This window comes from Notoacmeibacter ruber, from assembly GCF_003668555.1.
Lineage (GTDB): Bacteria > Pseudomonadota > Alphaproteobacteria > Rhizobiales > Rhizobiaceae > Notoacmeibacter > Notoacmeibacter ruber.
Genome location: NZ_RCWN01000001.1, coordinates 2,927,747 through 2,951,139, shown reverse-complemented (window position 1 = coordinate 2,951,139; position 23,393 = coordinate 2,927,747). Strand labels below are relative to the sequence as shown.

General features: G+C 61.0%; 18 protein-coding genes and 2 riboswitches. Of the genes, 12 read left to right on the top strand and 6 right to left on the bottom strand.

What is annotated here, in order from left to right; translation table 11 throughout:
- The first annotated feature begins 53 nt into the window (after positions 1-53).
- The 6 genes from D8780_RS14180 (at position 54) to trxA (ending at position 11,937) form a co-directional block, all read left to right on the top strand.
- The gene (locus D8780_RS14180; RefSeq protein ID WP_245412354.1) at positions 54-2,468 is read left to right on the top strand and encodes a sensor histidine kinase; all 2,415 of its coding nucleotides are present in this window, start codon (positions 54-56) and stop codon (positions 2,466-2,468) included.
- Between the two features lie 2 nt (positions 2,469-2,470).
- Complete coding sequence (gene tsaE, locus D8780_RS14175) at positions 2,471-4,015, top strand: tRNA (adenosine(37)-N6)-threonylcarbamoyltransferase complex ATPase subunit type 1 TsaE (protein WP_121646186.1); 1,545 nt, start codon at positions 2,471-2,473, stop codon at positions 4,013-4,015.
- The gene (locus D8780_RS14170) at positions 4,012-4,773 is read left to right on the top strand and encodes a nucleotidyltransferase family protein (RefSeq protein ID WP_121646185.1); all 762 of its coding nucleotides are present in this window, start codon (positions 4,012-4,014) and stop codon (positions 4,771-4,773) included. Before tsaE ends, D8780_RS14170 begins: the two co-directional genes overlap by 4 nt.
- Positions 4,774-4,861: 88 nt before the next feature.
- A complete protein-coding gene (gene addB / locus D8780_RS14165; protein ID WP_121646184.1) occupies positions 4,862-7,981 on the top strand; it encodes a double-strand break repair protein AddB in 3,120 nt (1,039 codons plus the stop codon).
- Positions 7,982-7,983: 2 nt separating this feature from the next.
- Positions 7,984-11,547: a double-strand break repair helicase AddA gene (addA, locus tag D8780_RS14160; RefSeq protein ID WP_158598518.1), complete on the top strand. Its 3,564-nt coding sequence runs from the start codon at positions 7,984-7,986 to the stop codon at positions 11,545-11,547.
- Positions 11,548-11,616: 69 nt separating this feature from the next.
- Positions 11,617-11,937, top strand: a complete 321-nt coding sequence (gene trxA / locus D8780_RS14155; RefSeq protein WP_121646182.1) for a thioredoxin TrxA — start codon at positions 11,617-11,619, stop codon at positions 11,935-11,937.
- A gap of 67 nt (positions 11,938-12,004) precedes the next feature.
- Here the strand turns inward: trxA and D8780_RS14150 are convergent, their stop codons facing one another.
- On the bottom strand, positions 12,005-12,292 hold the full coding sequence (locus D8780_RS14150) for a hypothetical protein (RefSeq protein ID WP_121646181.1): 288 nt from the start codon (positions 12,290-12,292) through the stop codon (positions 12,005-12,007).
- Between the two features lie 266 nt (positions 12,293-12,558).
- On the bottom strand, positions 12,559-13,785 hold the full coding sequence (hemA, locus tag D8780_RS14145) for a 5-aminolevulinate synthase (protein ID WP_121646180.1): 1,227 nt from the start codon (positions 13,783-13,785) through the stop codon (positions 12,559-12,561).
- A 268-nt stretch (positions 13,786-14,053) separates the two neighbouring features.
- Between hemA and D8780_RS14140 the strand changes: the two genes are divergently transcribed.
- On the top strand, positions 14,054-14,770 hold the full coding sequence (locus D8780_RS14140; protein WP_121646179.1) for a hypothetical protein: 717 nt from the start codon (positions 14,054-14,056) through the stop codon (positions 14,768-14,770).
- A gap of 65 nt (positions 14,771-14,835) precedes the next feature.
- Here D8780_RS14140 and D8780_RS14135 read toward each other — a convergent pair whose 3' ends face one another.
- From D8780_RS14135 to D8780_RS14125, 3 genes are all read right to left on the bottom strand, one after another.
- Entirely contained in the window at positions 14,836-15,024 is a 189-nt protein-coding gene (locus D8780_RS14135; protein ID WP_121646178.1) for a CsbD family protein, read from the bottom strand.
- 75 nt (positions 15,025-15,099) lie between these two features.
- On the bottom strand, positions 15,100-16,251 hold the full coding sequence (locus tag D8780_RS14130) for an AI-2E family transporter (RefSeq protein ID WP_121646177.1): 1,152 nt from the start codon (positions 16,249-16,251) through the stop codon (positions 15,100-15,102).
- Positions 16,252-16,362: 111 nt separating this feature from the next.
- Positions 16,363-16,920: a tyrosine phosphatase family protein gene (locus D8780_RS14125; protein WP_121646176.1), complete on the bottom strand. Its 558-nt coding sequence runs from the start codon at positions 16,918-16,920 to the stop codon at positions 16,363-16,365.
- A 78-nt stretch (positions 16,921-16,998) separates the two neighbouring features.
- On the opposite strand from D8780_RS14125, the gene D8780_RS14120 reads away from it, so the two are divergent.
- The 3 genes from D8780_RS14120 to D8780_RS14110 all read left to right on the top strand — a co-directional run bounded on the left by D8780_RS14120 (position 16,999) and on the right by D8780_RS14110 (position 19,939).
- On the top strand, positions 16,999-17,439 hold the full coding sequence (locus tag D8780_RS14120) for a DUF1636 domain-containing protein (RefSeq protein ID WP_121646592.1): 441 nt from the start codon (positions 16,999-17,001) through the stop codon (positions 17,437-17,439).
- Positions 17,440-17,567: 128 nt separating this feature from the next.
- A riboswitch (glycine riboswitch) is annotated at positions 17,568-17,671 on the top strand.
- A gap of 147 nt (positions 17,672-17,818) precedes the next feature.
- On the top strand, positions 17,819-19,141 hold the full coding sequence (locus D8780_RS14115; protein WP_245412353.1) for a D-amino acid dehydrogenase: 1,323 nt from the start codon (positions 17,819-17,821) through the stop codon (positions 19,139-19,141).
- Positions 19,142-19,187: 46 nt separating this feature from the next.
- A riboswitch (FMN riboswitch) is annotated at positions 19,188-19,352 on the top strand.
- Between the two features lie 113 nt (positions 19,353-19,465).
- Entirely contained in the window at positions 19,466-19,939 is a 474-nt protein-coding gene (locus D8780_RS14110) for a 6,7-dimethyl-8-ribityllumazine synthase (RefSeq protein WP_121646590.1), read from the top strand.
- A 103-nt stretch (positions 19,940-20,042) separates the two neighbouring features.
- Here the strand turns inward: D8780_RS14110 and D8780_RS14105 are convergent, their stop codons facing one another.
- A complete protein-coding gene (locus tag D8780_RS14105; RefSeq protein ID WP_121646589.1) occupies positions 20,043-20,849 on the bottom strand; it encodes a ferredoxin--NADP reductase in 807 nt (268 codons plus the stop codon).
- Positions 20,850-21,521: 672 nt separating this feature from the next.
- On the opposite strand from D8780_RS14105, the gene D8780_RS14100 reads away from it, so the two are divergent.
- Both D8780_RS14100 and D8780_RS14095 read left to right on the top strand, forming a co-directional pair.
- Complete coding sequence (locus D8780_RS14100) at positions 21,522-21,842, top strand: hypothetical protein (protein ID WP_147440328.1); 321 nt, start codon at positions 21,522-21,524, stop codon at positions 21,840-21,842.
- Positions 21,843-22,028: 186 nt separating this feature from the next.
- Positions 22,029-23,393 (top strand): L-lactate MFS transporter, encoded by a 1,365-nt coding sequence (locus D8780_RS14095; protein ID WP_121646174.1) that lies wholly within the window; start codon positions 22,029-22,031, stop codon positions 23,391-23,393.

The window sequence follows — 23,393 nt, the reverse complement described above, 5'->3', positions numbered from 1 at the left end:
AGCGTTCGCGCCGCACACCGCGACTTTACGGATCAGCTGGGCGCAGGATCGTCATGGCGACCTTGATGCTGCTTTGCATTACGGGTCCGTCCGAGGCGGCGGTGCTGGCCAATCTCTCCACCGCAAACGTCATCATGACCTCGGTACTGGCTGGCGTATTGGGCGCGGCCTTTCTTCTGACCTTCTGGATGATCCGGGAACGGACCCGGTCCGATGCTCTCAACGAAGAGCTTCGCAACCGTGTGTCCGACCTGTCCGCAGCGCTTCAGCGCAATGAGAGCCTTCTCAACCTGAAAGATCAGCGGCTCATCGTATGGCCCCGCCAAGGTGAGGGCCGTGCCGAACTGGTCGGAGACCTGCCCGCCGCCTGTGGCGCGCCGCACGACCGCTCCGCTTTCATGGCTTTCGGCCGCTGGCTGACCGGCCGCACCGCTGCCGAACTGGAATCGGCGATCATCGCGCTCCGCGATCAGGGCGAGCCTTTCGACACCATCGTCGCCAGCCGGAACGGAACACTGATCGAGGTCATCGGGCGGCTGACGCCGCACCACAGCATCGTCCGGTTCCTGTCGGTCTCCGCGATGCGTGCCGAGCATGTCGCCCTCAAGGCCGAGCATGAGGAGATCCGCAAGGACCTCCACCTTCTACAAGAACTGGCGGAAGCGGCTCCGCTGCCGATGTGGATCCGTGAAACGGACGGCACGCTCAGCTATATCAACCCGGCCTATGCCGGTCTGACGGGCTTCGACAGGGACCAGAGCGCCGGCGACCCACCGGTCGAACTGCTCGACACGGCCGCCCGCGAAATGCTGAACCGCCGCCATGGTGAGGAAGCGCGCATTCGCCAAGAGACGAGCATGGTAATCGCCGGTGACAAGCGGCGGCTCGACATCACCTCGGTCCAGACGGCCGAGGGCCGCGCCGGAATGGTGATCGACAGAACGGAAACCGCGGGATTGCGGGACGAGCTGGAGCGGATGGCGCAAAGCCATGCCCTGACGCTCGACCGTCTGAATACGGCGATCGCCATCTTCGACCGCGACGAAAAGCTCCGGTTCTATAATCAGGCCTTTCAGAGCCTTTTCGGTCTCGATACGCCCTTTCTGGAAAGCGTGCCGTCCAACACGCTTCTGCTCGACCGTTTACGGCAGGAGAGGATTCTGTCGGAACAGCCCGAATGGCGGCGCTGGAAGGACAATGTCCTGTCGGCCTATCGCGCCATCGAAAGCCAGGAGCACTGGTGGCACCTGCCTGACGGCCGGACCATTCGCGTGATCGCAAATCCGCAGCCCAATGGCGGCGTGACGTGGATTTTCGAAAACCTGACCGAGCAGATGGCGCTGCAAAGCCGTTACACGCAGGCCTTACGCGTTCAGGGCGAAACGCTCGAAAATCTGGCGGAAGGCGTGGTCGTGTTCGGCCCCGACGGAAAGATCCGCCTGGCCAATCCCGCCTTCGCTAGTCTCTGGAGCCTGCCGGACGATCTCATCAATGAAGGTGTACACATCAGTGCGGTTCGCGCTGCCGCTGCCGCGCAACATGGCGAAACGCCCTGGGCCGATCTTCTGGCCCTCGTCACCGGCTTTGACGAAAGCCGCGCCACCTTGCAAGGGACGACCGAACTATCCGACGGGACGATCCTGGCGTGGACGGCGGCGCCCTTGCCTGCCGGCCAGTTCATGGTCACCTTCGTCGACCAGACGGATTCCCTGCGCGTCGCACGCGCACTGAAAGACAAGAACGAGGCGCTTCAGCGCGCCGACCAGCTTAAGAACGACTTCGTCCAGCACGTCTCCTACGAGTTGCGCAGTCCGCTGACGAACATTATCGGGTTTACCGATCTGATTGCGACGGGGATGGCCGGCCCGCTCACTCCGACACAGGATGAATATATCGAGCACATTTCCACGTCCTCGGCCACATTGCTGACGATTGTGAACGACATTCTGGATCTGGCGACCGTGGATGCCGGCATGATGCAGCTTGAAATTGAAGAGGTGGACGTGGCGAACCTACTCGAACAGAGCGAAATCGCCATCAGGCCGCGCCTGGAAGAAGATGCCCTCACCCTCGTCCTGTCGAACGAGAACGCGCCAGACCAGATCAATGCCGATCCCGAACGGATGCGCCAGGTGCTGCACAACCTCCTCAGCAATGCAGCCGACCATGCGCCGGAAGGCAGCACGATCTCGCTGACCTGCCGCCAAGCATCGGGCGCGGTCGAGTTTTCCGTGCACGATGACGGCCCGGGGGTCGATCCGGCTGTCCTCGCCAATATCTTCAAACGCTTCCAGACCGGAAGCCGCGCCGGCCAGAAGCACGGTGCCGGCCTTGGCCTCGCCATCGTCAAAAGCCTTGTGGAGCTGCATGAGGGCGAAGTCACGGTCGAAACAGGTCCTGACGAGGGCACCACCGTGACGTGCCGTATTCCCTTTTCGGCCAACGGCATGACCCACGCCGCGGAATGAGCATGGCCGCCGCACCATCCCAGTCACCCGAGGCGGAAACCGCGACCGTTCTCACGCTTGCTTTGCCAAGCGAAACCGCGACCATCCGTCTTGCCGAGGACCTGGCCATGTGCCTCAAACCCGGCGACCTGATCGCACTTTCCGGTGATCTCGGCGCGGGTAAATCGTTTCTCGCGCGAGCGCTCATCCGCGCCCTCGCGGATGACGACGAACTGGAAGTGCCTAGCCCGACTTTCACTCTCGTCCAGCATTATGAGGGCCGGTTGCCGGTTGCCCATTTCGACCTTTACCGTCTTGGTGATGAGAGCGAACTGGATGAGCTTGGCATGACGGAGTGGCTGGAAGGCGGCGCGGTTCTGGTCGAATGGCCAGAGCGTGGCGGAGCTGTCCTGCCGGCTCCCGCCCTGACAGTCGAGATGTCGTTACAAGGCGAAGGGCGGCAGGCTCGCCTCGTTCCATCATCGGAGTTCGGCAGCAGGCTGGAGCGCAGCCTTTCAATCCGCGCCTTTCTGGACGCGCAGAACCACGAAAATGCGAAGCGTCGCTTTTTCTGCGGCGATGCGTCCACCCGCTCCTACGAGACCATCGGCTTGCATGACGGCACTGCCGTTCTGATGAACGCGCCCGCGCAGCCGGACGGGCCGGTCCTCCAGGCCTATGGTGCGCCTTACAGCCAGGTCGCCCATCTGGCGGAAGATGTCCGGGCTTTCGTCGCGATCGCAAAGAGGCTGCGCGAAAGTGGCCTCGCGGCCCCGGCTATCATGGCGGACGATCTCGATTCAGGCCTTCTCCTCGTCGAGCATCTTGGCGAAGACGGTGTCCGTAGCGACGGGCCCGCGGCCGGTGAGCCTGACGAAGAACGCTACAAAGCCTGCGCGGAAGCGCTTGCCCATCTGCATGGCCAGTCCTCCGCCGCCCAAATCGCGCTTGAAGACGGCCAAACCTATGAGATCCCCGCTTACGATCGCGAAGCGCTGGGCGCAGAGATCGACCTGCTGCCTGCCTGGTACATGCCCTATCGTCTACCGGATGCAGACGCTGTGGCGTTTGCCAAGCGATATCGCGCTGCGTGGGACGAGGTTCTGGAGCATCTCTCCGAGGCCGAGCAGGGTCTTGTCCTTCGGGATTTTCATTCGCCCAACATCATCTGGCGCGGGGAAAAGGAAGGCCTTGCCCGCGTTGGCATCATCGACTTCCAGGACGCGGTGATCGGACCGCTCGCCTATGATGTCGCTTCGCTGGCGCAGGATGCACGCGTGACGATCTCTCCCGCCCTCGAACATTCGGTCGTCAAGACATATTGCGCGGCGCGGGGCGACGGGTTCGATCGCCACCGGTTCGAAACCACCTACGCCATCATGGCCGCTCAGCGAAACAGCAAGATCGCAGGCATTTTCGTTCGTCTCGACCAGCGCGACCACAAGCCGCATTATCTCGCGCATTTGCCGCGTATCGAGGAATATCTGCGCAGAAACCTCGCCCATCCCGCTTTGGCGCCGCTTCGGCCGCTATACGATCAGATCGGCCTTTCGGCGGAGACATCATGAGTATCGAAGCGCCCCGCGAGGCCATCGTTCTGGCTGCCGGTCTTGGCAAACGGATGCGTCCGCTGACCGAAACGCGGCCGAAGCCATTGATCGAGATCAGCGGTCGCTGCCTTCTGGATCGTGGCCTCGACATGCTTGCCGAAACCGGCGTGAACCGTTGCGCGGTCAACGTGCATTATCTGCCCGATCAGATCATCGAACACCTCGCCTCTCGCAAGGATCTGAAGATCGCCATTTCGGACGAACGGCAGCAGTTGCTCGATTCCGCCGGCGGTGTGGTCAAGGCACTCTCCCTGATCGGAGGCGATGCGCCCTTCTATCTTCTGAACTCCGATACGTTCTGGATCGATGAAGGAGAGCCGGCCCTTTCGCTTCTCGCCGATCTCTTCGACCCTGCCGCGATGGATATCGCCCTCCTTCTTGCCGATATGGACGATGCCACCGGTCATAGTGGCGGTCTCGACTTCGCCAGGGATGCCGAGGGCCGGCTGCTGCGCGCCAAGGATGAGAAGGCGTCCGGTCTGCCCGCCTATATCTACGCGGGTGCCGCGATCCTTTCGCCGGCCATTTTCAAGGCCGCCAAGGCCGAGCCGCATTCGCTCAATCTCTATTTCGACCGCGCCATTGAAAAGGGGCGCCTGTTTGGCGTGGTGCTGCAGGGCCGCTGGATTACCGTCGGGACACCGCAGGCCATTGCGCCAGCGGAAGAAGCCATTGCAAGATCGAGAACCGCCGAGCAACGCCGTATCGCCGGTTGAGGCCAGCGCTTGACGGGCGATATAAGCGGATCGATCCAGCTTCGGCTGATCCAACCGGCCAGACGGCCGACAGACTAGCGGGAGCCGGATGTCCGACAGGGTTTTTTCCATCGATGCCGGCCTGCCCTTTTTGCCGACGCTGGCGGACGCCCTATTCGACGGCACACTGACAGGCATGCCGATCGATCCGTGCGATCCCTTGGCCCTTCCCGCGACGACACTCTTTCTGCCCACACGACGCGCCGCGCGTTCCTTACGCGCTCATCTGCTGGAACGGGCTGGCGGCCAGCCCGTCATGATGCCGATCATCCGCACCCTCGGCGATCCGGATGAGGATGCGGGGCTGATCGTCGAGGGCGGAGCATATTCGCCTGACCTGCGACCGCCGGCGGAAACACTGCACCGCACGCTGACGCTGGCTCCGCTCGTCCAGAGCTGGCGGAGGCGTATAGCCGCCGAAGCCAAGGCGCGCGGAGGCCCGGACACCCCGGTCCCGGCCACTCTTGCCGATGCGATCCACCTTGCCTCTGATCTCGGACGCCTGATCGACGAGGTGGAAACAGAAGGCGTTGGATGGGAGAGCTTCCAAGATATCGTACCGGAAGAACTGGCCGACTGGTGGCAGCTTACCCTGCAATTCCTGACCATCGTGACCGAAGCCTGGCCTGCCTATCTGGACGAAAGGGGATTGAGCAATCCTGCCGATCATACCAATCAGCTTCTCGACGCGCTGGCGAGACGCCTTGTCGCTTCACCGCCACCCGGACCGGTCATAGCGGCCGGTTCGACCGGCACGAACCCAGTGACGCGCAGGCTCCTTGCCGCCATCGCGTCCCTTCCGGCCGGAGCGGTCGTCCTGCCTGGCCTCGACCGTCACCTTGACGCCGAAACATGGTCGCTGCTCGCAACCGCCCCCATAACGCCGTCTCTCCATGGCCATCCGCAGCAGGCCCTCGGCACGTTGGTCAAGGCACTCGGCGTCACAGCGGATCAGGTTCGACCGCTCGGGACGGCCGATCCCGCCCGCGCTTCCCGCGGACGCATCGTTTCTCTTGCCATGACACCGGCGCCGCTCACCGATCGCTGGAAACAGGAGGAACGCCGGATCGAGGACTGGTTGAATGCCGGCGCGCTCGACGATGTGGCCCTGATCGAGGCCGCCAGCGAACAGGACGAAGCAATCGCCGTTGCAGCAGCCCTGCGGGCAGCGATCGAGAAGCCGGAGCGGATCGCTGCTCTCATCACGCCCGACCGGGGACTCGCGCGCCTCGTCTCGTCGGAACTGCTGCGGTTTGGCCTTATTGCCAATGATTCCGGCGGTACGCCACTTGAGACAACGCCGCCTGCCACGCTTTTGCTGCTGACGGCGGAATGCGCCATGCGCCCCGGCGATGTGTTGCCCTTGCTGGCTCTGCTGAAGCATCCGCTGGTTCATCTGGGCGAACATCGCGCAGCCATGCGCGAAATGGCGGAATTCTTCGAACTCCTTCACCTGCGAGGCACCACCGCTCGGCCGGACATTGCCCGGCTCAACGAACTGCTAGACGAAATCGCCGAGCGCCGGCAGGAGCGACCGCGTGAAAAGCCGGACCGGCGTTACGAGAAGCGCCGTGCTTCGGCCGGCCTGCCATTCGACGATGACGTCCTCGGTTTCAAGCTACAGGAAGCCTTCGAACCTCTCACCGCATTGCGTGCCGAAAATGACGTATCGCTCCACGCGCTTCTCGTCGCGACAATCCGAGTCTTCGAGGCGCTTGGACGCCAGAAGGACGGTGCTCTCGAGCGTCTCTATGAGGGCGAGAACGGCGCGTTGCTCGCCGAGCGGCTGCGCCGTCTGATTGCAGAGGAAAGCGACCTTCCTGTCGCACCCGGCGAATGGCCGGACGTTTTGCTGGCGCTCCTTGCCGGGGAAACGGTCAAGCCGGCCGCGGGAGCGGATCAGAGAGTGTTCATCTGGGGCCAGCTGGAGAGCCGTTTGCAATCGGTCGATACCGTCATTCTTGGCGGGTTGAACGAAAAAAGCTGGCCTTCCGCAGCCCGCGCCGACCGTTTCCTTTCGCGCAGCATGCAGTCGGATCTCTCGCTTCTGCCACCGGAACGAAGGATCGGCCTAGCGGCCCATGATTTTCAGCAGGCGCTGGGGCACGCGAACGTCATTTTGTCGCGCGCGGCCAAAGCCGATGGCGCACCGACCGTCCCGTCCCGGTGGCTCCAGCGCCTGACCGTTCTGGCGGGTCAGGATGCCACCGAGGCGATGCGTCTGCGCGGCAAGGATTATCTTCATTGGGGATCGATGCTCGACGAAAGCCCCTCGGTTCCGCTTGCCGGACGGCCCTGCCCCATACCGCCGCTCGACGCCCGGCCTACAGCCTTTTCCGTGACCCAGATCGAACGGCTTCGCCGTGACCCCTACGCCATTCATGCGGAGCAGATTCTTGGCCTCGCGCCATTGCCCGAATTGATGCGCGACCATGATGCGCGTGATCGCGGCACGCTTTTTCATGCCATTCTGGAAGACTTCATCCGCGCCCGAATCGATCCGTCATCAGAGACGGCCGGAGCGCAATTTGAAGCGATCGGCCGAAAGAATTTCGCATCCGAGAAGCTGCCGGCGGACATTCACGCGGTCTGGTGGCCCCGCTTCCTCTCCATGGTTCCGCACGTTCTGACACTGGAGCAGGAAAGGCAGGCGCGCATCACGGCATCGCATGTTGAAGCGAAAGCCGGGGAGACCGCGATTGCCGAAACAGAGTGCACCTTGCGCGGCATGGCAGACCGGATCAACCGGATGGCCGACGGCGGTGCGGATATCATCGACTACAAGACAGGCGAGCCGCCCTCCGCCAGCGATGTCCGCGCACTCACCGCCTCACAGTTGCCGCTCGAAGCCGCCCTCCTTAAGCGTGGCGCTTTCGACGAAGTCGGTGCGCAGGAGCCAGCGGATCTTCTCTATATCAAACTCGGCGCGCGGGGCGACGTGACAACGAAAAGCGTTCTCGACCAACGGCGCAAGCAGATCGTCAGCGCCTCGGAACTGGCCGATCTGGCCTGGGAGCGACTGATCGAACAGATGATCTATTATCGCGATCCGGCCAATGGCTATACGGCGCGGCTTCTGCCTTTCCGCGCCGACGAAGCGCTGGGCGATTACGACCATCTGGCCCGCACGCTCGAATGGAGCGCCGGCACCGATAGCGAGGCCGGTTGATCGTGCGGAACGACTGGGACATTACCGCCTCGACCATCGAAAGCCAGAGGCAGGCGGCGGACCCTGCCCTCTCCGCATGGGTGTCGGCCAATGCCGGGTCCGGAAAGACCCATGTTCTCGCCAACCGCGTGGTACGACTTCTCCTCGACGGCGTTCAGCCAAACCGCATTCTCTGTCTGACCTACACGAAGGCAGCCGCGGCTAATATGAGCGCGCGTGTCTTCGGCCTGCTGGGCGCCTGGACGCATCTCGACGACGAGCAGCTCGCCGCGACGATTCGGGATATGGAAGGGTTTCCGCCCGATACCGAGCGGCTTTCGAGAGCGCGGCGGCTCTTCGCCGAAGCTTTGGAAACGCCCGGCGGCCTCAAAATCCAAACCATCCATGCCTTTTGCGAAGCCATCCTGCATCAGTTTCCGCTCGAAGCCGGTATTGCCGGCCATTTCGAGATGATGGACACGGCGATGGAGGCAGCGCTCCTCGCCGATGCACGCCGCCGGCTGCTGACAAAAGCCACATCGGGCTCGGATGCCGGGCTCTTTGATGCCTTCGACCATATCATGGCGCGCGCCGGAGAGACCGGTCTCGACCGGCTTCTGACGGACATCATCCGCAAGCGGGACGAACTGACGCCCGTTCTGGCGGATCGCGAATCGATCATGGCGCGCCTGCGTGACCAGCTCGGTCTCCATGAAGGATTGACCGTTGAATCGCTTCTGGCGGACGCGCTTCCCCCCGAGGGCTGGGATAAAAATGCCATTTCAGATTTGCGCGCGCATTGCGATCAGCTTGGGGCGAAACGACCGCTGGATTTCTGCGACAAGCTGCTGGTCGCTCTGGACCAGGACGACCCGCTTGCCCGCTTTCACGCCTTCGCCCATGCATTGCGCAAGGATAATGGCGAAGCCTACGGCGAAAAATGGCTGTTCGGCGCGAAGCTTCTGCAAGCGCGGGGCGACGCATTCGTTTCCAACTATCATTCGGCCGTGAACGATGTCTCGACCGTCGAAAGACAGCTCAATACGCTCGATCTATTGGAGGCGACCCATGCGGCCCTGACGCTCGCCGAAGCGCTTCTCGACCGGTATGAGCGATCGAAGATCGCGCGCGGCCTTCTTGATTTCTCCGACCTCGTGACAAGGACCGCCGACCTTCTGACCCGCAACCGCGCCGCATCATGGGTGCAGTACAAACTCGACAAGGGAATCGACCATCTTCTTGTCGACGAGGCGCAGGATACAAGCCCGCGGCAATGGCGCGTCATCGAGGCTCTGGCTTCAGAGTTCTTCGCGGGCGAAGGATCGAAGGCAGATCAACGTCGAACGATCTTCGCGGTGGGTGACGAAAAGCAGTCCATCTATTCATTCCAGGGTGCCGAACCGGGCCAGTTCTCCGAGGCGGGCGCACGGTTTGGCGCGCGCATCCGACAGGCTGAGAAGGGTTTTGCCAGAGTAAAACTACGGCAGAGCTTTCGCTCCACGCCAGACATTCTATCGGCAGTCGACCAGACCTTCGGCACGGCAGACGCCCGCAGGGGGCTGATGCAGAATGACGAGCCTGTTGAACATGAAACAGTGCGCGCAAGTCATGCGGGGGACGTGGAACTGTGGCCGTATCTTACGGCAGATGAAGCTGAGACGCCCGCCCGCTGGGTCGAAGGGCTGGATCCGTCGGCCGCGCCGGCCGCGAAACTTGCGGACGAGGTCGCCGGCCAGATCGCCGACTGGCTCTCCCATCACTCGAGGCTGCCGGGCAAGGCGAGCCGGATAAGAGCGGGTGATGTGCTGGTTCTTGTGCGCAAACGTGACCGCTTCATCCATGCTTTGGCGCGCGCCCTGAAGAAGAAGGGCGTGTCGGTGGCTGGAACGGACAGGTTGCACCTGTCCGATCACATTGCCGTACAGGACCTGACCGCCATCGGCCGTTTCGTCCAGCAACCCAATGACGATCTGGCGCTGGCGGGCTTGCTCAAGAGCCCCTTTTTCGCACTGACGGATGACGACCTGATGGCGCTGCTATTGCCGCGCGATTCCCGCTCGCTCTGGCAACGTCTGCGTCAAGCCGGAGCCGATGATGGCCGTTTCGAAGCGGCGGCAAGTCAGCTGGGCATCTGGCGCGATGAGGCCGGCTATCGACGGCCCGCCGACTTCTTTGGCGCGGTACTCGGCCGCGACGGCGGCAGACGCAAGCTCATTGCCCGACTTGGCCCAGAAGCGGGCGAGGTGATCGACGAATTTCAGCGCTTCGTCATGGCGCAGGAGAAACTCGGACTGACCGATCTGGAACGTGTGGTCGACGCCCTCAGCCATTCGGCGCCGGAGATCAAGCGCGAGATGGAGCAGGGCCGCGACGAGGTCCGGATCATGACGGTTCACGCGGCAAAAGGCCTCGAAGCGCCGATTGTCTTTCTCGTCGATAGCGGCGGCGCACCCTCGCATCACTCCCACCTGCCCGAGCTGATGCGTCTACCGCTAAAAACCGGCAAGCATGGCCCTTCAACGGACGCCTATCTCTGGAAAGCACCGGAGCTCGGCCGTGTACCGCAAATGGAAGAATTGAAGACGCTCACACTGACAGCTCAGGAGGAGGAGTATCGGCGGCTTCTCTATGTCGGCATGACACGCGCCGAAGACCGGCTCATCGTTTGCGGCTATTGCGGCAAGGCCGCGCCCGATCATCCGACTTGGCTCAATCTCGTGCAGAGCGGACTTGAGGCAAGCGGCAAGGTCGTTCCGATGACAGAACATCCGGTCGTGCAAGGGCGCCAAGTGCTGCGCTATGCGCCAAGCGCCCACCCGGCGCTGCCGCTTGCCGCGAATGAGGAAACAACCTCGCCCACGGCAGAACGGCCGCTCCCGTTCGACCCGTTGCGGCAGTTTCCTGCCCCCGATCCCGCACCTCGCCCTCTTTCTCCCTCCGGCGCTGGCGATCTGCTGGAAACGGCGATCGACGATTCCGAGACGGAAGCCGTCGCCGGTGTTTCGCCGGTTCTCGGCATGGACCATGCTCCTGTTGCCTGGCCCATCCGCAAGGGCCTTGCCGTTCACCGCTTGCTGGAACTTCTAGCCGAGTATCCTGCTGAGCAACGTCACGACGCCTGCGACCGCTGGCTGTCCGGCCATGATTTTACGCAGAGCGAACAGCGCTCCATCCGCGAAAACGTCCTCGCCGTTCTCGACCACCCGGAATTCAGCGCCGCTTTCGCATCAGGCTCGCGAGCGGAGGTTTCCATCGCCGGAACACTTATCGTGCAGGGGCGGAAACGCGCCGTTTCCGGCATTATCGACCGCATCGCCGTTTCCGAAGACGAGGTTCTCGCGGTCGATTTCAAGACGAACGCCACAATACCCGATAGCGAGGACGCGGTGCCCGAGGCCTATGCCGGCCAGATGGCGCTCTATCGCGCTCTTCTTGTTCAGCTCTTTCCCGAAAAAGCTGTTCGCTGCGCTCTGATCTTTACCGGCGGGCCTCGTCTCGTGGCGCTTTCAGAGACCCTTCTCGATGCGACGGCGGAGCGCCTGGGTGTGAAGTCGGATCAGAAGGCTTCGGATCGACAGGGTAGCTAGCCGCTCCGGCCTTGACCTGACAGCCGCCGAGGGCCACATCAGGTCCGAAACGACAAGGAGACGCCAACAATGGCTACGAAGACTGTCACCAATTCCAGCTTCGACAGCGATGTCCTGAAGGCCAGCGAGCCGGTCGTCGTCGATTTCTGGGCTGAATGGTGCGGACCGTGCAAGATGATCTCGCCCGCCCTAGAGGAAATCTCCGCCGAGATGGACGGCAAGATCACCATTGCGAAGGTCAATATTGACGAGAATCCGGAACTGGCCGCCCAGTACGGCGTCCGCTCCATCCCGACCCTGCTTCTTTTCAAGGATGGCGAGGTCGCGGACATGAAGGTCGGAGCGGCTCCGAAGACGGCTCTGTCGAGCTGGATCTCCGGCAACGCTTGAACGACGCTCTCAGAAAAGCAGAAAGGCCCGGTGCAACGCGCCGGGCCTTTTTCACTTGTCTGGAAATCTAGTCGTAGCTATCGGCCAGCGCGATCATATGACGCCGACTGAGGCGAAGGCGGCCGCGCAGTCTGTCATTCTTGAACTCCGGCGCACGTGCGATCATCTTGAACGCCGGAATGCGACGGCGGACGAACTGCCGTTGCCGGTCCGGATCCATCGGCGCGCCGAGCGTGATCAGCGCATCCCACGCAATGGTGACCATCATCCGATGACCGCCTTCCTCCATGCGGAAAATGAAGCCTTCCGAAGTTTCGGTCAGCAACAGCTCATCGGCTTGTCCCGCAACCGTCATGGTTTTGCCCGCACTCCGCGCCTTCGTATCAATGAAGGCTGGGCTTAGGGCATTACGCGTAAGCGGAGAGACAATTTGGGTCGGTTAAATTAACTCAAATACGGAGCGAAAACGGAGATATCCTAGCCAGAACGCAGCCCGACACTTGCGTCGATCGAGGATCGGCCTTCCACGGATGAAGCACCGGCATGACCCGCCGATCGCCTCAATAAAAAAGGCGACACGCCACGCGCATCGCCTTCAAGCTCTTTGTTGCCCGTTTCTCCTCAGGCGACGGCGACGTGCCGCGCCAATGCGCACTGGCTCCACAGATCGGAGAGCGAAGAGATGAGTTTTGCGATATCGGCATCGGTATGAAGCGGCGTCGGCGTGATCCGCAGACGTTCAGCGCCCCGCGCAACGGTCGGATAATTGATGGGCTGGACGTAAATTCCGGACTGATCCATCAGAATGTCACTGATCCACTTACACTTCTTCGGATCGCGCACCATGACCGGAACAATGTGCGAAGGATTGTCCAACCAAGGAATACCCGCCTTGGTGAGGCCAGCCCGAACCTTGGCCACGTTTTCCTTGTGGCGACGCCGTTCGATCGCGCTCTTCTTGAGATGGCGGATCGAGGCGAGCGCACCCGCGGCAAGTGCCGGCGGCAGGGCCGTCGTGAAGATGAAGCCGGATGCGAAAGAGCGGATCCAGTCGATCAGAGCGACAGAGCCGGTGATATAGCCACCCATGACACCGAAAGCCTTGCCCAGCGTCCCTTCGATAATGGTCAGCCGGTCCATGACCCCTTCGCGCTCGGCAATGCCGCCGCCACGCGGGCCATACATGCCGACGGCGTGAACTTCGTCGAGATAGGTCATCGCACCGAATTCATCGGCGACGTCGCAAATCGCCTCGATCGGTGCGATGTCGCCATCCATCGAGTAGACGCTTTCGAAAGCGACGATCTTGGGCGCGTCGGCCGGGGCCGCCGCCAGCTTGGCACGAAGATCGTCCAGATCATTATGCTTCCAGATCACCTTGCGGGCCCGCGAATGGCGAATGCCTTCGATCATCGATGCATGGTTCATCTCGTCGGAGAAAACCATCACATCGGGAATGCGCGACAGAAGCGTGCCGAGCGTCGCCCAGTTTGACACGTAGCCCGAGGTGAAAAGAAGCGCCGCTTCCTTGCCGTGCAGATCGGCGAGTTCCTGCTCGAGCAGGACGTGATAATGGTTCGTCCCGGAGATATTGCGCGTGCCGCCAGCGCCAGCACCGCATTTGTCGATCGCTTCGTGCATGGCGGAGGTCACAACCGCACTCTGCCCCATGCCAAGGTAGTCGTTGGAGCACCAGACGGTGACATCGCGGGTCTGGCCTGAGCCTTCGAAATGGTGATGTGCCTTCGGGAAGGAACCGGCCCGGCGCTCGAGGTCGGCAAAAACGCGATAATTGCCGTCATCCTTCAGCTGCTCGAGATCGGCGCGAAAAAGGCTTTCGAAATCCATACCTGTCTCCTCCGACCCTACCCGGTCGGCATATCGCATTGAAATGCGGAACGATCCAAAACCATCTCGCCTTATGGCAGCCCTTTGGAAGGATTCCAACCCATCAGAGCCGATTTGGCGGCGAGACCCTCACGTCGATCCTCGACGGAACCATGGAAGCAGAGAATCGCCTTCTGCTGTTTGACAGAGGTCAAATTTGACTGGTGAAAACCGCGCGGCGATACCATCTGCAAGGTGACGGGACGCGATCCGGAGGAGAAAAGCCGTTATGAGCCCGAGCGCGAGGATCGATCGATCGCTCTCCATCATTCTGGAGCCGTTGCTGGGCTGGGCGATTCTCGGAACGCAGATCGGCCTCTACACCAGCACCGTTTTCGCCGCGATACTGGCTTATGGCAGTTTTGTCGTGCAGCGGGTCTATCCGTTCATCGAGACCCTTTTGCACTTTTCGCTGGCTCTTCTGGTCGCGAGTGTCGTGCCGCTCCTCTTCGACCGGGTTGCCAAGCGGCTCAGACGGCGCGCCGCCCGAAGCAACGGCAAGGTTGTCCCTGCGCTTGTCGCCATCGGCCTTTCCGTCTGCGCGGTGGGCGCGCTTTTCTGCCTGCCGCTACTTGAGCCGCTCTATGACGCGATAAGCGCGATGGTCCGTGACGGGCTGGAAGGACGGCTGCAAAGCGACGATCCGGCCAGAATGCCGCTGTCCGCTTGGATCACATTCCTTTGCTTTTCGTTCTTTCTGCTGGTTGGGCTGTTGCTCTCTCTGCGGCACAGCTTCGGACTCATGGCCGACATGCGACGGCCGGTCGGTGACGACATTGGTGTCGAACGCGACACCGAAATGCAGGCAGAACCTTCAGATCAGCCTGCAGCTCAGAGGATCGAGGCGACAGACGAGATTTTGCCTGCGCGACCCTGGGATAGAAGAGCGGACGGCCTCCATTCGACGCGGCGGGTTAGCGAGCCGCCCTTTAAAGAGCCGGACTGAAAACCAAAAAAGCGCGCATCGAAACGATGCGCGCTTTGTAATAGCGTCAGAGACGGCTGCTAAGATCAGGCCCTGTCGTTGTCTTTCTTGAACTCTTCTTCCACGTCGCCGGCTGTTTCTTGGATCTGCCCACCGGCCTTTTCCAACTTGCCTTCGGCTTCCATCTTCTCATTGTCGGTCAGCTTGCCAGCAAACTCCTTGGCCGTACCCTTTGCCTGGTGACCAAGACCTTCGGCTTGATTTTCGTTAGCCATTTGAAACTCCCTTCCCCGCTTTGCGGGTCTTTCTCATTTTCACGACATCAACGCGGAGGAACAGGAACTAGTTCCTCAAACGGCGTCCCCCGAGGTCGCTTTTGCAGGCGGATCGTCCGGCTCGGTTTCGGCCGCCGCCCGTTCCTCGTCATGAACCGGAGCGGCAAGAAAATTGCCGAAACTCTTCATGGAGTTGATATTGTCGCTCATCACCTTGAGAATGACGAGGATCGGCACGGCCATCAGCGCGCCTGCGAACCCCCACATCCACGCCCAGACAACGACGGAGACGAAGACGGCCACGACATTCATCTCCAGCCGCCGGCCAAGCAGCAGCGGCGTGATGATATTTCCTTCGACCGCGGTCAGCGCGTAATAGATGAGCGGCGCGCCCAACGCGGTTGCGAGCGTCGGAAATTCGGCGATTGCAGTCAGGCCAATACCGAGGGCTCCTATGACTGCGCCGATATAGGGAAGAAAGTTCAACAGTGCCGCAATCGCACCCCACAGAAAGGGTGTGCTCATGCCATAGAACCATAGCGCCACGCCGATTGCGCAGCCGAGGCAGACATTGATGACGGTGATGGTCAGAAGGTAACGCGAAACCTCTTTCTCCACATCGTAGAGAATGCGCACCGCGATCTTCTTGTCGGTCAGTGTGGGCGCCATTTTGACGATGCCCTCGTAAAAGAGCTTGCCGATCGACAGGATGAAAAGCGCAAGGAACAGGGCAATAGCTATCTGCCCGAGACTTCCTGCCACTGTCGACGCCAGGCCGGTGAAGACCGGCGGACCGTCCACCACCACCTTCTCGGCGCCTCCGCCATCACCGCTCTGGCCGGTCACTTCGGCAGCCTCCTCACTGGCCCGCTGAAGCGATTGCAGATGCGACTGGACGCTGGAGAGCTTCTGGCTCAACGCAGCCTTGATTTCCGGAGCCGAGTTGACGAGCTCCGTGAAGGGCCCGCTCAACGTATAGAGGACGAGGGCCACGACCAGCCCGAAACTGCTCATCACCAGCAGCGCGCTGATCCATTCGGGAATACCCATGCGGCGACCCAACCGGACCAGCGGGCTGAGCGTGAAAGCGACAAGGATGCCCAGCATCAGGGGCATGACGATGTCCTGGGCGAAATAGATCACCTGGGCGACAAGGATCAGGAAAATGCCGAAGAGCAATTTTCGGATTTTGGGCAGGTGCAATTCGGCAGGGTTCTGATCGCTCATAGGCAGGGGGCATTTCCTGTAGGAGAGGGCGGACCTGAAACGCCGCGGCTCCCGGTCTCGTTCCCAAAGGGATGGGTATCGCGGCTAATATAACAAAGCGGAGGTAAACCGTCAGACAGTCCAGCTAAATGAGCGCCCTTCGCGGCACTCGGCGCCGCGCCCGATTGCGGCAATGGCCTCTATCATGGCGCCCCCTCTCTCAAGTATCTGATCGGCAAGCCCGATCAACGCCGGGTTGGGCGTCGCTTCGGCAGATCGGAGGCGCAATTGCCGGGCGAGATCGCCCTCTCGGCCGGGCCCGGCCCGATCGCAGGCTATGATATAGGCTGCGGCAGTGGACCGGCTGACGGCGGCGAAACAACTGATCGCCAGGGGTTCGGATGATGCCAGGGCATCACGCCCCGCCTTGAGAATGGCGCGGACATCGCTCGCCAGCGGCATCTGCAATCCGGCACGCGGCTCGGCAATGTCGTGGAAGATCAGGCGTGTGAACACGCTTTTCCGCCGAACCAATTCCGCTGGCGGCTCCTCAGCCTGGCTGCTCAACATCAGGAAGCGCCGGATTGAGGGGGTGCTTGCGATATCCAGCAAAGTATGGCGCGGGCAAACGATAAGCGAGGGGCCAGCCGCCTCCCCGTCGCTGTCGGCAAAATCGTTGTCTGGCGGCATATGCGGGTGTTCCTCTTCTTTGCGGTCCCTTCTGGCATGGCGGTTGACCTGCCGTCGAGCGGCGGGCATGCAACCGCCATGAGCGAATCCGACCCCGCCAATTCGATCGAGACAGGCAAGCGTGATGTCGTTGTCCTCGTCTGCCGCACGTGCAAGGGACCGTCCTGGACGGAGGGCGAGGTGCGTCCTGGCGCGCTGCTCGCCGATAGCGCGATAGCAATGTCCGAGCGGGAGCCCGCCGAGCACCGCATTGCCATGGAAACCGTCGAATGCCTCGGCAATTGCAGCCGCGGCTGCTCCGCCGCGATCCTGTCTCCCGGCGACTGGCAGTATGTGTTCGGTGATCTGACGGTCGAAAGTGCAGCCGACCTCATGACCGGGGCTCGGCTGATGGGCAGCGTCGCGGAAGGCCCTCTTCCCTGGCGCGGCCGCCCCTCCAGTCTCAAGAAAGGCATGGTGGCGCGGATACCGCCGGTGCAGGCTTTTGCGGGTTCGGATCGTGGCCCGAACGGACAATAGACCATAGTTGAAGATCGCATTGCGGGAGAGGCGCCGGCATCACCTTGCCAGCATCGTCAAAACACGTCACAATTAGTGGGCTTTTGGCAGAGACGCTCGCATTGCATCTCTCGTTCCAGTAGCACCAAACCTGCCATGCGGGAGAGATCGGTCAATCATTGCGGTGAGAAGACCGGCGCCGAAGGAGCAACCGCCCCCGGAAACTCTCAGGCAACGGGACCGTGTGGCAACAGGCAGCACTCCGAAGAGTGGTCGGAAATGAGTATCCGGCCCGCCGAAGGAGCAAGCGGAAACCGGCATAGGGCCGGCTTCATGCGAAACTCTCAGGCTTGATACGGAAGGGGGCACGCGGCCGGCTAGATCCGGTAAGGAGTTTCGCGTGTCGATCAGACGATCCCCCTCCCCAACCGTTGCCGTTATCGGCGGCGGAATAACGGGTGTTACAACCGCTTATGCCCTCGCCCGCCATGGGCATGATGTGACGCTTTTCGAGCGTCACCCCTATGCCGCCATGGAGACCAGCTATGCCAATGGCGGCCAGCTCTCCGCATCGAATGCGGAAGTCTGGAACCAGCTTTCGACGGTCGGAAAAGGCATCAAATGGATGCTCCAGCCCGGTGCGCCGTTGCTGGTCAATCCAAAGCCGACCTGGCACAAGATTTCGTGGATGGCGGAGTTTCTGCGCCATATTCCCGATTACGAAGACAATACGACGGCGACCGTCCGGCTTGCCATCGAAGCCCGCAAGCACCTCTTCCGCATGGCAGAAGAGGAGAATATCGATTTCGACTGCGTCCGGCGCGGTATCCTGCATGTCTACAAGACGCAGGGCGAACTCGAGCATGCCACGCAAGTGACGGAGTTGCTGCGCCGGGGCGGACTGCATCGTGACCTTGTCGGGCCGGACGATATTCGACGGATCGAGCCTGCCCTCAAGGGCCAGTTCATTGGCGGCTATTTCACCGAATCCGATTTTACGGGCGATGTACACAAGTTCACCAATGGCCTCGCCAAGGCTTGCGCCAAAAACGGCGTGACCATGCGCATGGAGACCGAAATTGCCGATCTGCGGCCCGGGGCGGACGGCGTGAAAGTCACCTACCGCAAGGCGGAAAAGGGCGCCCCTGCCGAAACCACGCGTTTCGACAATATCGTCATTTGTGCCGGCGTTGCCTCCCGTAAGCTGGCCGCGATGGCGGGCGACCGGGTCAATGTCTACCCGGTGAAAGGCTATTCGATCACGGTGCATCTGAACACCGATGAGGATCGCGCCGCCACGCCGTGGGTCAGCATTCTGGACGATGATTCCAAGATCGTGACCTCCCGCCTTGGCCCGGACCGTTACCGCGTGGCGGGAACGGCGGAATATAATGGCGAGAACCGCGATATTCGCGATGCCCGAATTCGTCCGCTGGTCGACTGGGTCCGGCGCTATCATCCCGGCCTTTCCACACGAGACTTCCAGCCATGGACCGGATTGCGTCCGATGATGCCCGATATGATGCCCCGCGTCATGCCGGGTCGCCAGCCGGGCGTCTTCTATAATACCGGTCATGGCCATCTCGGCTGGACATTGTCCGCGGCGACGGCCGAATTGGTTGCCGGACTGGTTGGCGAACGGGCCGAAAAACTCGCTGGCGCCGCCGCTACGCCGCGCCCGGCAAGGAAACACGCCAATCCCTCATTTGCGCTTGACGGATGAACGGAAGGCCGGAGCTTGACTCCGGCCTGCCAAACCCCGATTTAAGTTTCGTTCTCAGGGCGGGGTGAAATTCCCCACCGGCGGTGATCGATTCGAAGCCAGTGGCAACGTGTCGGCAGCCCGCGAGCGCCTTTGCAATCCTTGCAAAGGGTCAGCAGATCCGGTGCGATTCCGGAGCCGACGGTTAAAGTCCGGATGGAAGAGGACGGAGCAGGACGGCTAGGGCAACCGGTGCGATTGACCGGCACGGCCCTGGATTATCCGGTTCCCGACATGCGCCCTGGTTCACTGTGCTTGAATACAAGGGAAAAGCAGATGAATCAGATGACCAACCCCACCTCGGCCAGCCGGCAGATCGCGATCATTCGTGCGCGCTGGCATGCCAATATCGTCGACCGATGTGTCGACGCCGCCAAAGCCGACCTCGAAGCTGCCGGCTTTCAGGTCGATATTTACGACGTGCCCGGTGCGCTCGAAATTCCGCTGACGGCCAAGAAGCTCGCCCACACGGGTCGCTATGCCGGCATTATCGGCACGGCCTTTATCGTGAATGGCGGCATCTATCGGCATGATTTCGTTTCCGCGACCGTGATTGACGGATTGATGGATGCGCAGATGGAAACCGGCGTGCCGGTCTTCTCCACCTGTCTGACGCCGCATAACTTTCAGGAAGTGCCGCCAATGATCGAATTTTTCGAGAAGCACTTCGTGACCAAGGGCGAGGAAGTGGCTGAAGCAGCCATAGAGACCATCAATCTCTATGCCCAGATCGAGGCGGAGGAGACCGCCAAGGTTTGAGGCTGCATCCCGCCGAAATGGAAAAGCCGCCCGGCTCGGGCGGCTTTTTTGATGGGCGTAAGGATGGCGGCGCTTAAAGTGCCGCCCATCTCACTTTCAGCCGTCAGCCGACGAAGGCGCGCTCGATGACAAATTCACCCGGCTGGGAATTGGCGCCCTCGGTCAGGCCAGCCTCTTCCAGAAGTTCCTTGGTCTCCTGCAGCATCTCCATCGAACCGCAGATCATGGCTCTGTCGGCACTCTTGTCGAATGGCTCAAGGCCGAGGTCAGCGAACAGCTCGCCCGACCGGATCAAATTGGTGACACGTCCCATCTTGCCGTAGGATTCGCGCGTCGTGGTCGCATAGAAACGCAGCTTCGACGTATCGCAGAGCTCGTTCAGCATCTCGTCATTCTTGATCTGCTCGACCAGATCCAGACCAAATTTCAATTCGGCCACCTCGCGGCAGGTCTGCGTCAGGATCAACTCGTCGAACTTGGCATAGCTTTCCGGATCACGGATAAGCGAGGCGAAAGGAGCGATGCCGGTGCCCGTGGAGAACATCCAGAGACGCTTCCCGGGAATGAGCGCATCATGCACCAGAGTCCCCGTCGCCTTGGCACGCATCAGAACCGTGTCGCCGGGCTGGATCTTTTGAAGATGCTGCGTCAACGGCCCGTCCGGAACCTTGATGGAGAAGAATTCCAGATCGTCGGACCAATTCGGAGACGCGATCGAATAAGCCCGATAGAGCGGCTTTCCATCGACCATCAATCCGATCATCACGAATTCGCCGGAACGGAAGCGAAAGCTTGCCGGGCGGGTCGTGCGGAAATGAAACAGGCGGTCGGTGTAATGCGTGACCTCGGTCACAGTGAGGCCGAGGGCGCCCTTGGGCAGTTCCACCGGCGCAGCTTCGAGTTCTGTCATGGCGATCGTCATCGGTCTTTTGGTCCGTCTATCCGTTCAATGGAAATCGGTCGTGGGTCCCCTTTTACGGTCTGTGTGTATGCCACCATTTTCGGGGGATGAATGGAAACGGCTTTGCGCAGGATCAAGGTTACGAAAAAAAATCTGCTGAATTGGTCCACCCAATGGCGGCTCACGGCCGTCTTGGCAAGCCCGGGAGGGGCCGGCAGGTTGGGCGGAAATGAAACCTGACGACATACTCACTCCTTGTCGTCTGTAAATATCTGTTTTGCTTTACGGATGCCGAGGTCTGGCTAGGCCCTCCAAAATCAAAGACGTTCTCGCACTGGCTCAGAACTAGCTGAGGTCTTGCGGCCGGATGCTGCATAAAGACCACACCTATATTTCTTTCTTCATCGGAGCCAATCAAAACGAGTTGAGAAAGACGTGCGTCCGCGTTCGCAACTGATAGATTCATTTCAGTGAGTTTGATTCTTGGCGACAGAGCAACACTGGCGCCTTTTGCGAGAAAGCGGCTGATCGGCGCTCCTCCCAAACCGATCAGTTCAACTGAGGCCGGCGCTTCGATGGAAGTGTCGGCCTTTTTTTATCATTGATGTTGTCGACCGCGTGATCGGATCACTTTGCGACCTCCGCCGTTCATTCTCATGACTGCCACTTAGGAGCCCGCTCATGATAAAACTTAGATTGATCTGCGTGGCCATCATCGGCGCGAGCTGCCTTGGAAGCGCCGCTCACGCGCAATTCACCGTTGAGAACCCGACCGGACTGGCCCCCTCCGGCAAGATTTTCGGTCCGCGCTATGCCGTACCTGACCGTATCGAACGGGACAGGCGATACGATCCCTATTCCAGGCCGGAGGAAGGCGTTTCACGCTTTGCCGACGAGGATTTCGTCGAAGAGAACGTGCCGCCCTATCGCGACAGGCGCAGAGCGGAGGAAGAGCGGCGGTGGCGCATCGAGCGCCCTGACGACGAGCCGTTTCCGCGCTAGCCGTCACCATTTTCTTTTCCGCGCATGAAGTCCGTATCTACCATGGGAGCGGGCCTGGTCCGTCGTCGCCTGGACGCCGTTGGATAAGATAAATGTCCTTTGCATTCCCCTGAAAATGTGCTCCTACTTCAATTCTATCAATTACGAGGAGGGTATTTGATAGAATAAATCTATGGGAGGATAGATATGTCGATATCGACACACGCTGGCGATGGCGGGTGGCTGTCGCGTGAGCGAACAGTTGCCAAATCCGGCTTCAACCGCTGGATGGTTCCGCCAGCCGCACTCTGCGTTCACCTTTGCATCGGACAGGTTTACGCGTTTTCCGTTTTCAACAAACCGATGAGTCTGCTGCTCGGCGAGGGGGATGCAGCAAACTGGTCCATTCCGGCTCTCGGCTGGATTTTTTCCATCGCAATCGTGTTCCTTGGCTTGGCGGCGGCATTCGGCGGCGCCTGGGTGGAGCGCGTCGGACCCCGCAAGACGATGGCCACCGCCGCACTACTCTTCGGCGGCGGATTTATCGTCTCGGCGCTCGGCATCATGTGGCATCAGCTCTGGCTGGTCTATCTCGGCTATGGCGTCCTTGGCGGCTGCGGTCTGGGTCTGGGCTACATTTCGCCGGTGAAGACCTTGATGACCTGGTTCCCGGACCGCCCGGGCATGGCGACCGGCATGGCGATCATGGGCTTTGGGGGTGGCGCATTCATCGCCTCGCCTCTCTCGGTCTGGCTGATGAACCAGGTCGGCGTGGCCGGCGCGTTCCTGGTGCTCGGCATCATCTACTTCATCTATATGATGGTCGGCGCGACAATCGTACGCATACCGCCGAAAGGATGGGCGCCTGCCGGATATGTCCCGCATACGAAATCGGTCGGTCTTGTCACCCACGCCAATGTGCATGTCGATCAGGCTTTGAAGACCAGACAGTTCTGGCTTCTTTGGGGCGTGCTCTGCCTGAACGTGACCGCCGGCATTGGTGTTCTGGGCCAGGCATCGCTGATGAGCCAGGAGATGTTCCCGGGAGCGATCACGGCCGGTGCTGCCGCGGGTTTCGTCGGGCTTCTCAGCCTTTTCAACATGCTCGGTCGTTTCTTCTGGGCGTCGACCTCGGACTATATCGGACGCAAGAATACCTATTTCATCTTCTTTGCGCTCGGTATCGTTCTCTATGCTGCGGTGCCCTGGACGGGAGCGATCGGATCGGTGTTCCTGTTCGTGGCGTTCTATGCGGTTATCCTGTCCATGTATGGCGGTGGCTTTGCCACGATCCCCGCATACCTGCGTGACGTCTTCGGAACGCAATATGTCGGGGCCATTCACGGCAGGCTTCTGACCGCATGGTCCGTGGCCGGTGTGCTCGGTCCGGTTCTCGTCAACTATATCCGCGAGTTCCAGATCGCTTCGGGTGTTCCGAAAGCCGATGCTTATACGATCACCATGTACATCATGGCGGGGCTTCTGGCCGTCGGATTGGTGCTCAACATGCTCATGAACCCGGTTCACGAAAGGCATCACCTGCCATCCGACGCCGCACCCGGCACCGCTTAG

What these genes read in the sequence shown, in the direction of transcription:
- D8780_RS14180 (WP_245412354.1), top strand. Translation starts at nt 54, where the DNA reads ATGGCGACCTTGATGCTGCTTTGCATTACGGGTCCGTCCGAGGCGGCG.
- tsaE (WP_121646186.1), top strand. Translation starts at nt 2,471, where the DNA reads ATGGCCGCCGCACCATCCCAGTCACCCGAGGCGGAAACCGCGACCGTT.
- D8780_RS14170 (WP_121646185.1), top strand. Translation starts at nt 4,012, where the DNA reads ATGAGTATCGAAGCGCCCCGCGAGGCCATCGTTCTGGCTGCCGGTCTT.
- addB (WP_121646184.1), top strand. Translation starts at nt 4,862, where the DNA reads ATGTCCGACAGGGTTTTTTCCATCGATGCCGGCCTGCCCTTTTTGCCG.
- trxA (WP_121646182.1), top strand. Translation starts at nt 11,617, where the DNA reads ATGGCTACGAAGACTGTCACCAATTCCAGCTTCGACAGCGATGTCCTG.
- D8780_RS14150 (WP_121646181.1), bottom strand. Translation starts at nt 12,292, where the DNA reads ATGACGGTTGCGGGACAAGCCGATGAGCTGTTGCTGACCGAAACTTCG.
- hemA (WP_121646180.1), bottom strand. Translation starts at nt 13,785, where the DNA reads ATGGATTTCGAAAGCCTTTTTCGCGCCGATCTCGAGCAGCTGAAGGAT.
- D8780_RS14140 (WP_121646179.1), top strand. Translation starts at nt 14,054, where the DNA reads ATGAGCCCGAGCGCGAGGATCGATCGATCGCTCTCCATCATTCTGGAG.
- D8780_RS14135 (WP_121646178.1), bottom strand. Translation starts at nt 15,024, where the DNA reads ATGGCTAACGAAAATCAAGCCGAAGGTCTTGGTCACCAGGCAAAGGGT.
- D8780_RS14130 (WP_121646177.1), bottom strand. Translation starts at nt 16,251, where the DNA reads ATGAGCGATCAGAACCCTGCCGAATTGCACCTGCCCAAAATCCGAAAA.
- D8780_RS14125 (WP_121646176.1), bottom strand. Translation starts at nt 16,920, where the DNA reads ATGCCGCCAGACAACGATTTTGCCGACAGCGACGGGGAGGCGGCTGGC.
- D8780_RS14120 (WP_121646592.1), top strand. Translation starts at nt 16,999, where the DNA reads ATGAGCGAATCCGACCCCGCCAATTCGATCGAGACAGGCAAGCGTGAT.
- D8780_RS14110 (WP_121646590.1), top strand. Translation starts at nt 19,466, where the DNA reads ATGACCAACCCCACCTCGGCCAGCCGGCAGATCGCGATCATTCGTGCG.
- D8780_RS14105 (WP_121646589.1), bottom strand. Translation starts at nt 20,849, where the DNA reads ATGACAGAACTCGAAGCTGCGCCGGTGGAACTGCCCAAGGGCGCCCTC.
- D8780_RS14100 (WP_147440328.1), top strand. Translation starts at nt 21,522, where the DNA reads ATGATAAAACTTAGATTGATCTGCGTGGCCATCATCGGCGCGAGCTGC.
- D8780_RS14095 (WP_121646174.1), top strand. Translation starts at nt 22,029, where the DNA reads ATGTCGATATCGACACACGCTGGCGATGGCGGGTGGCTGTCGCGTGAG.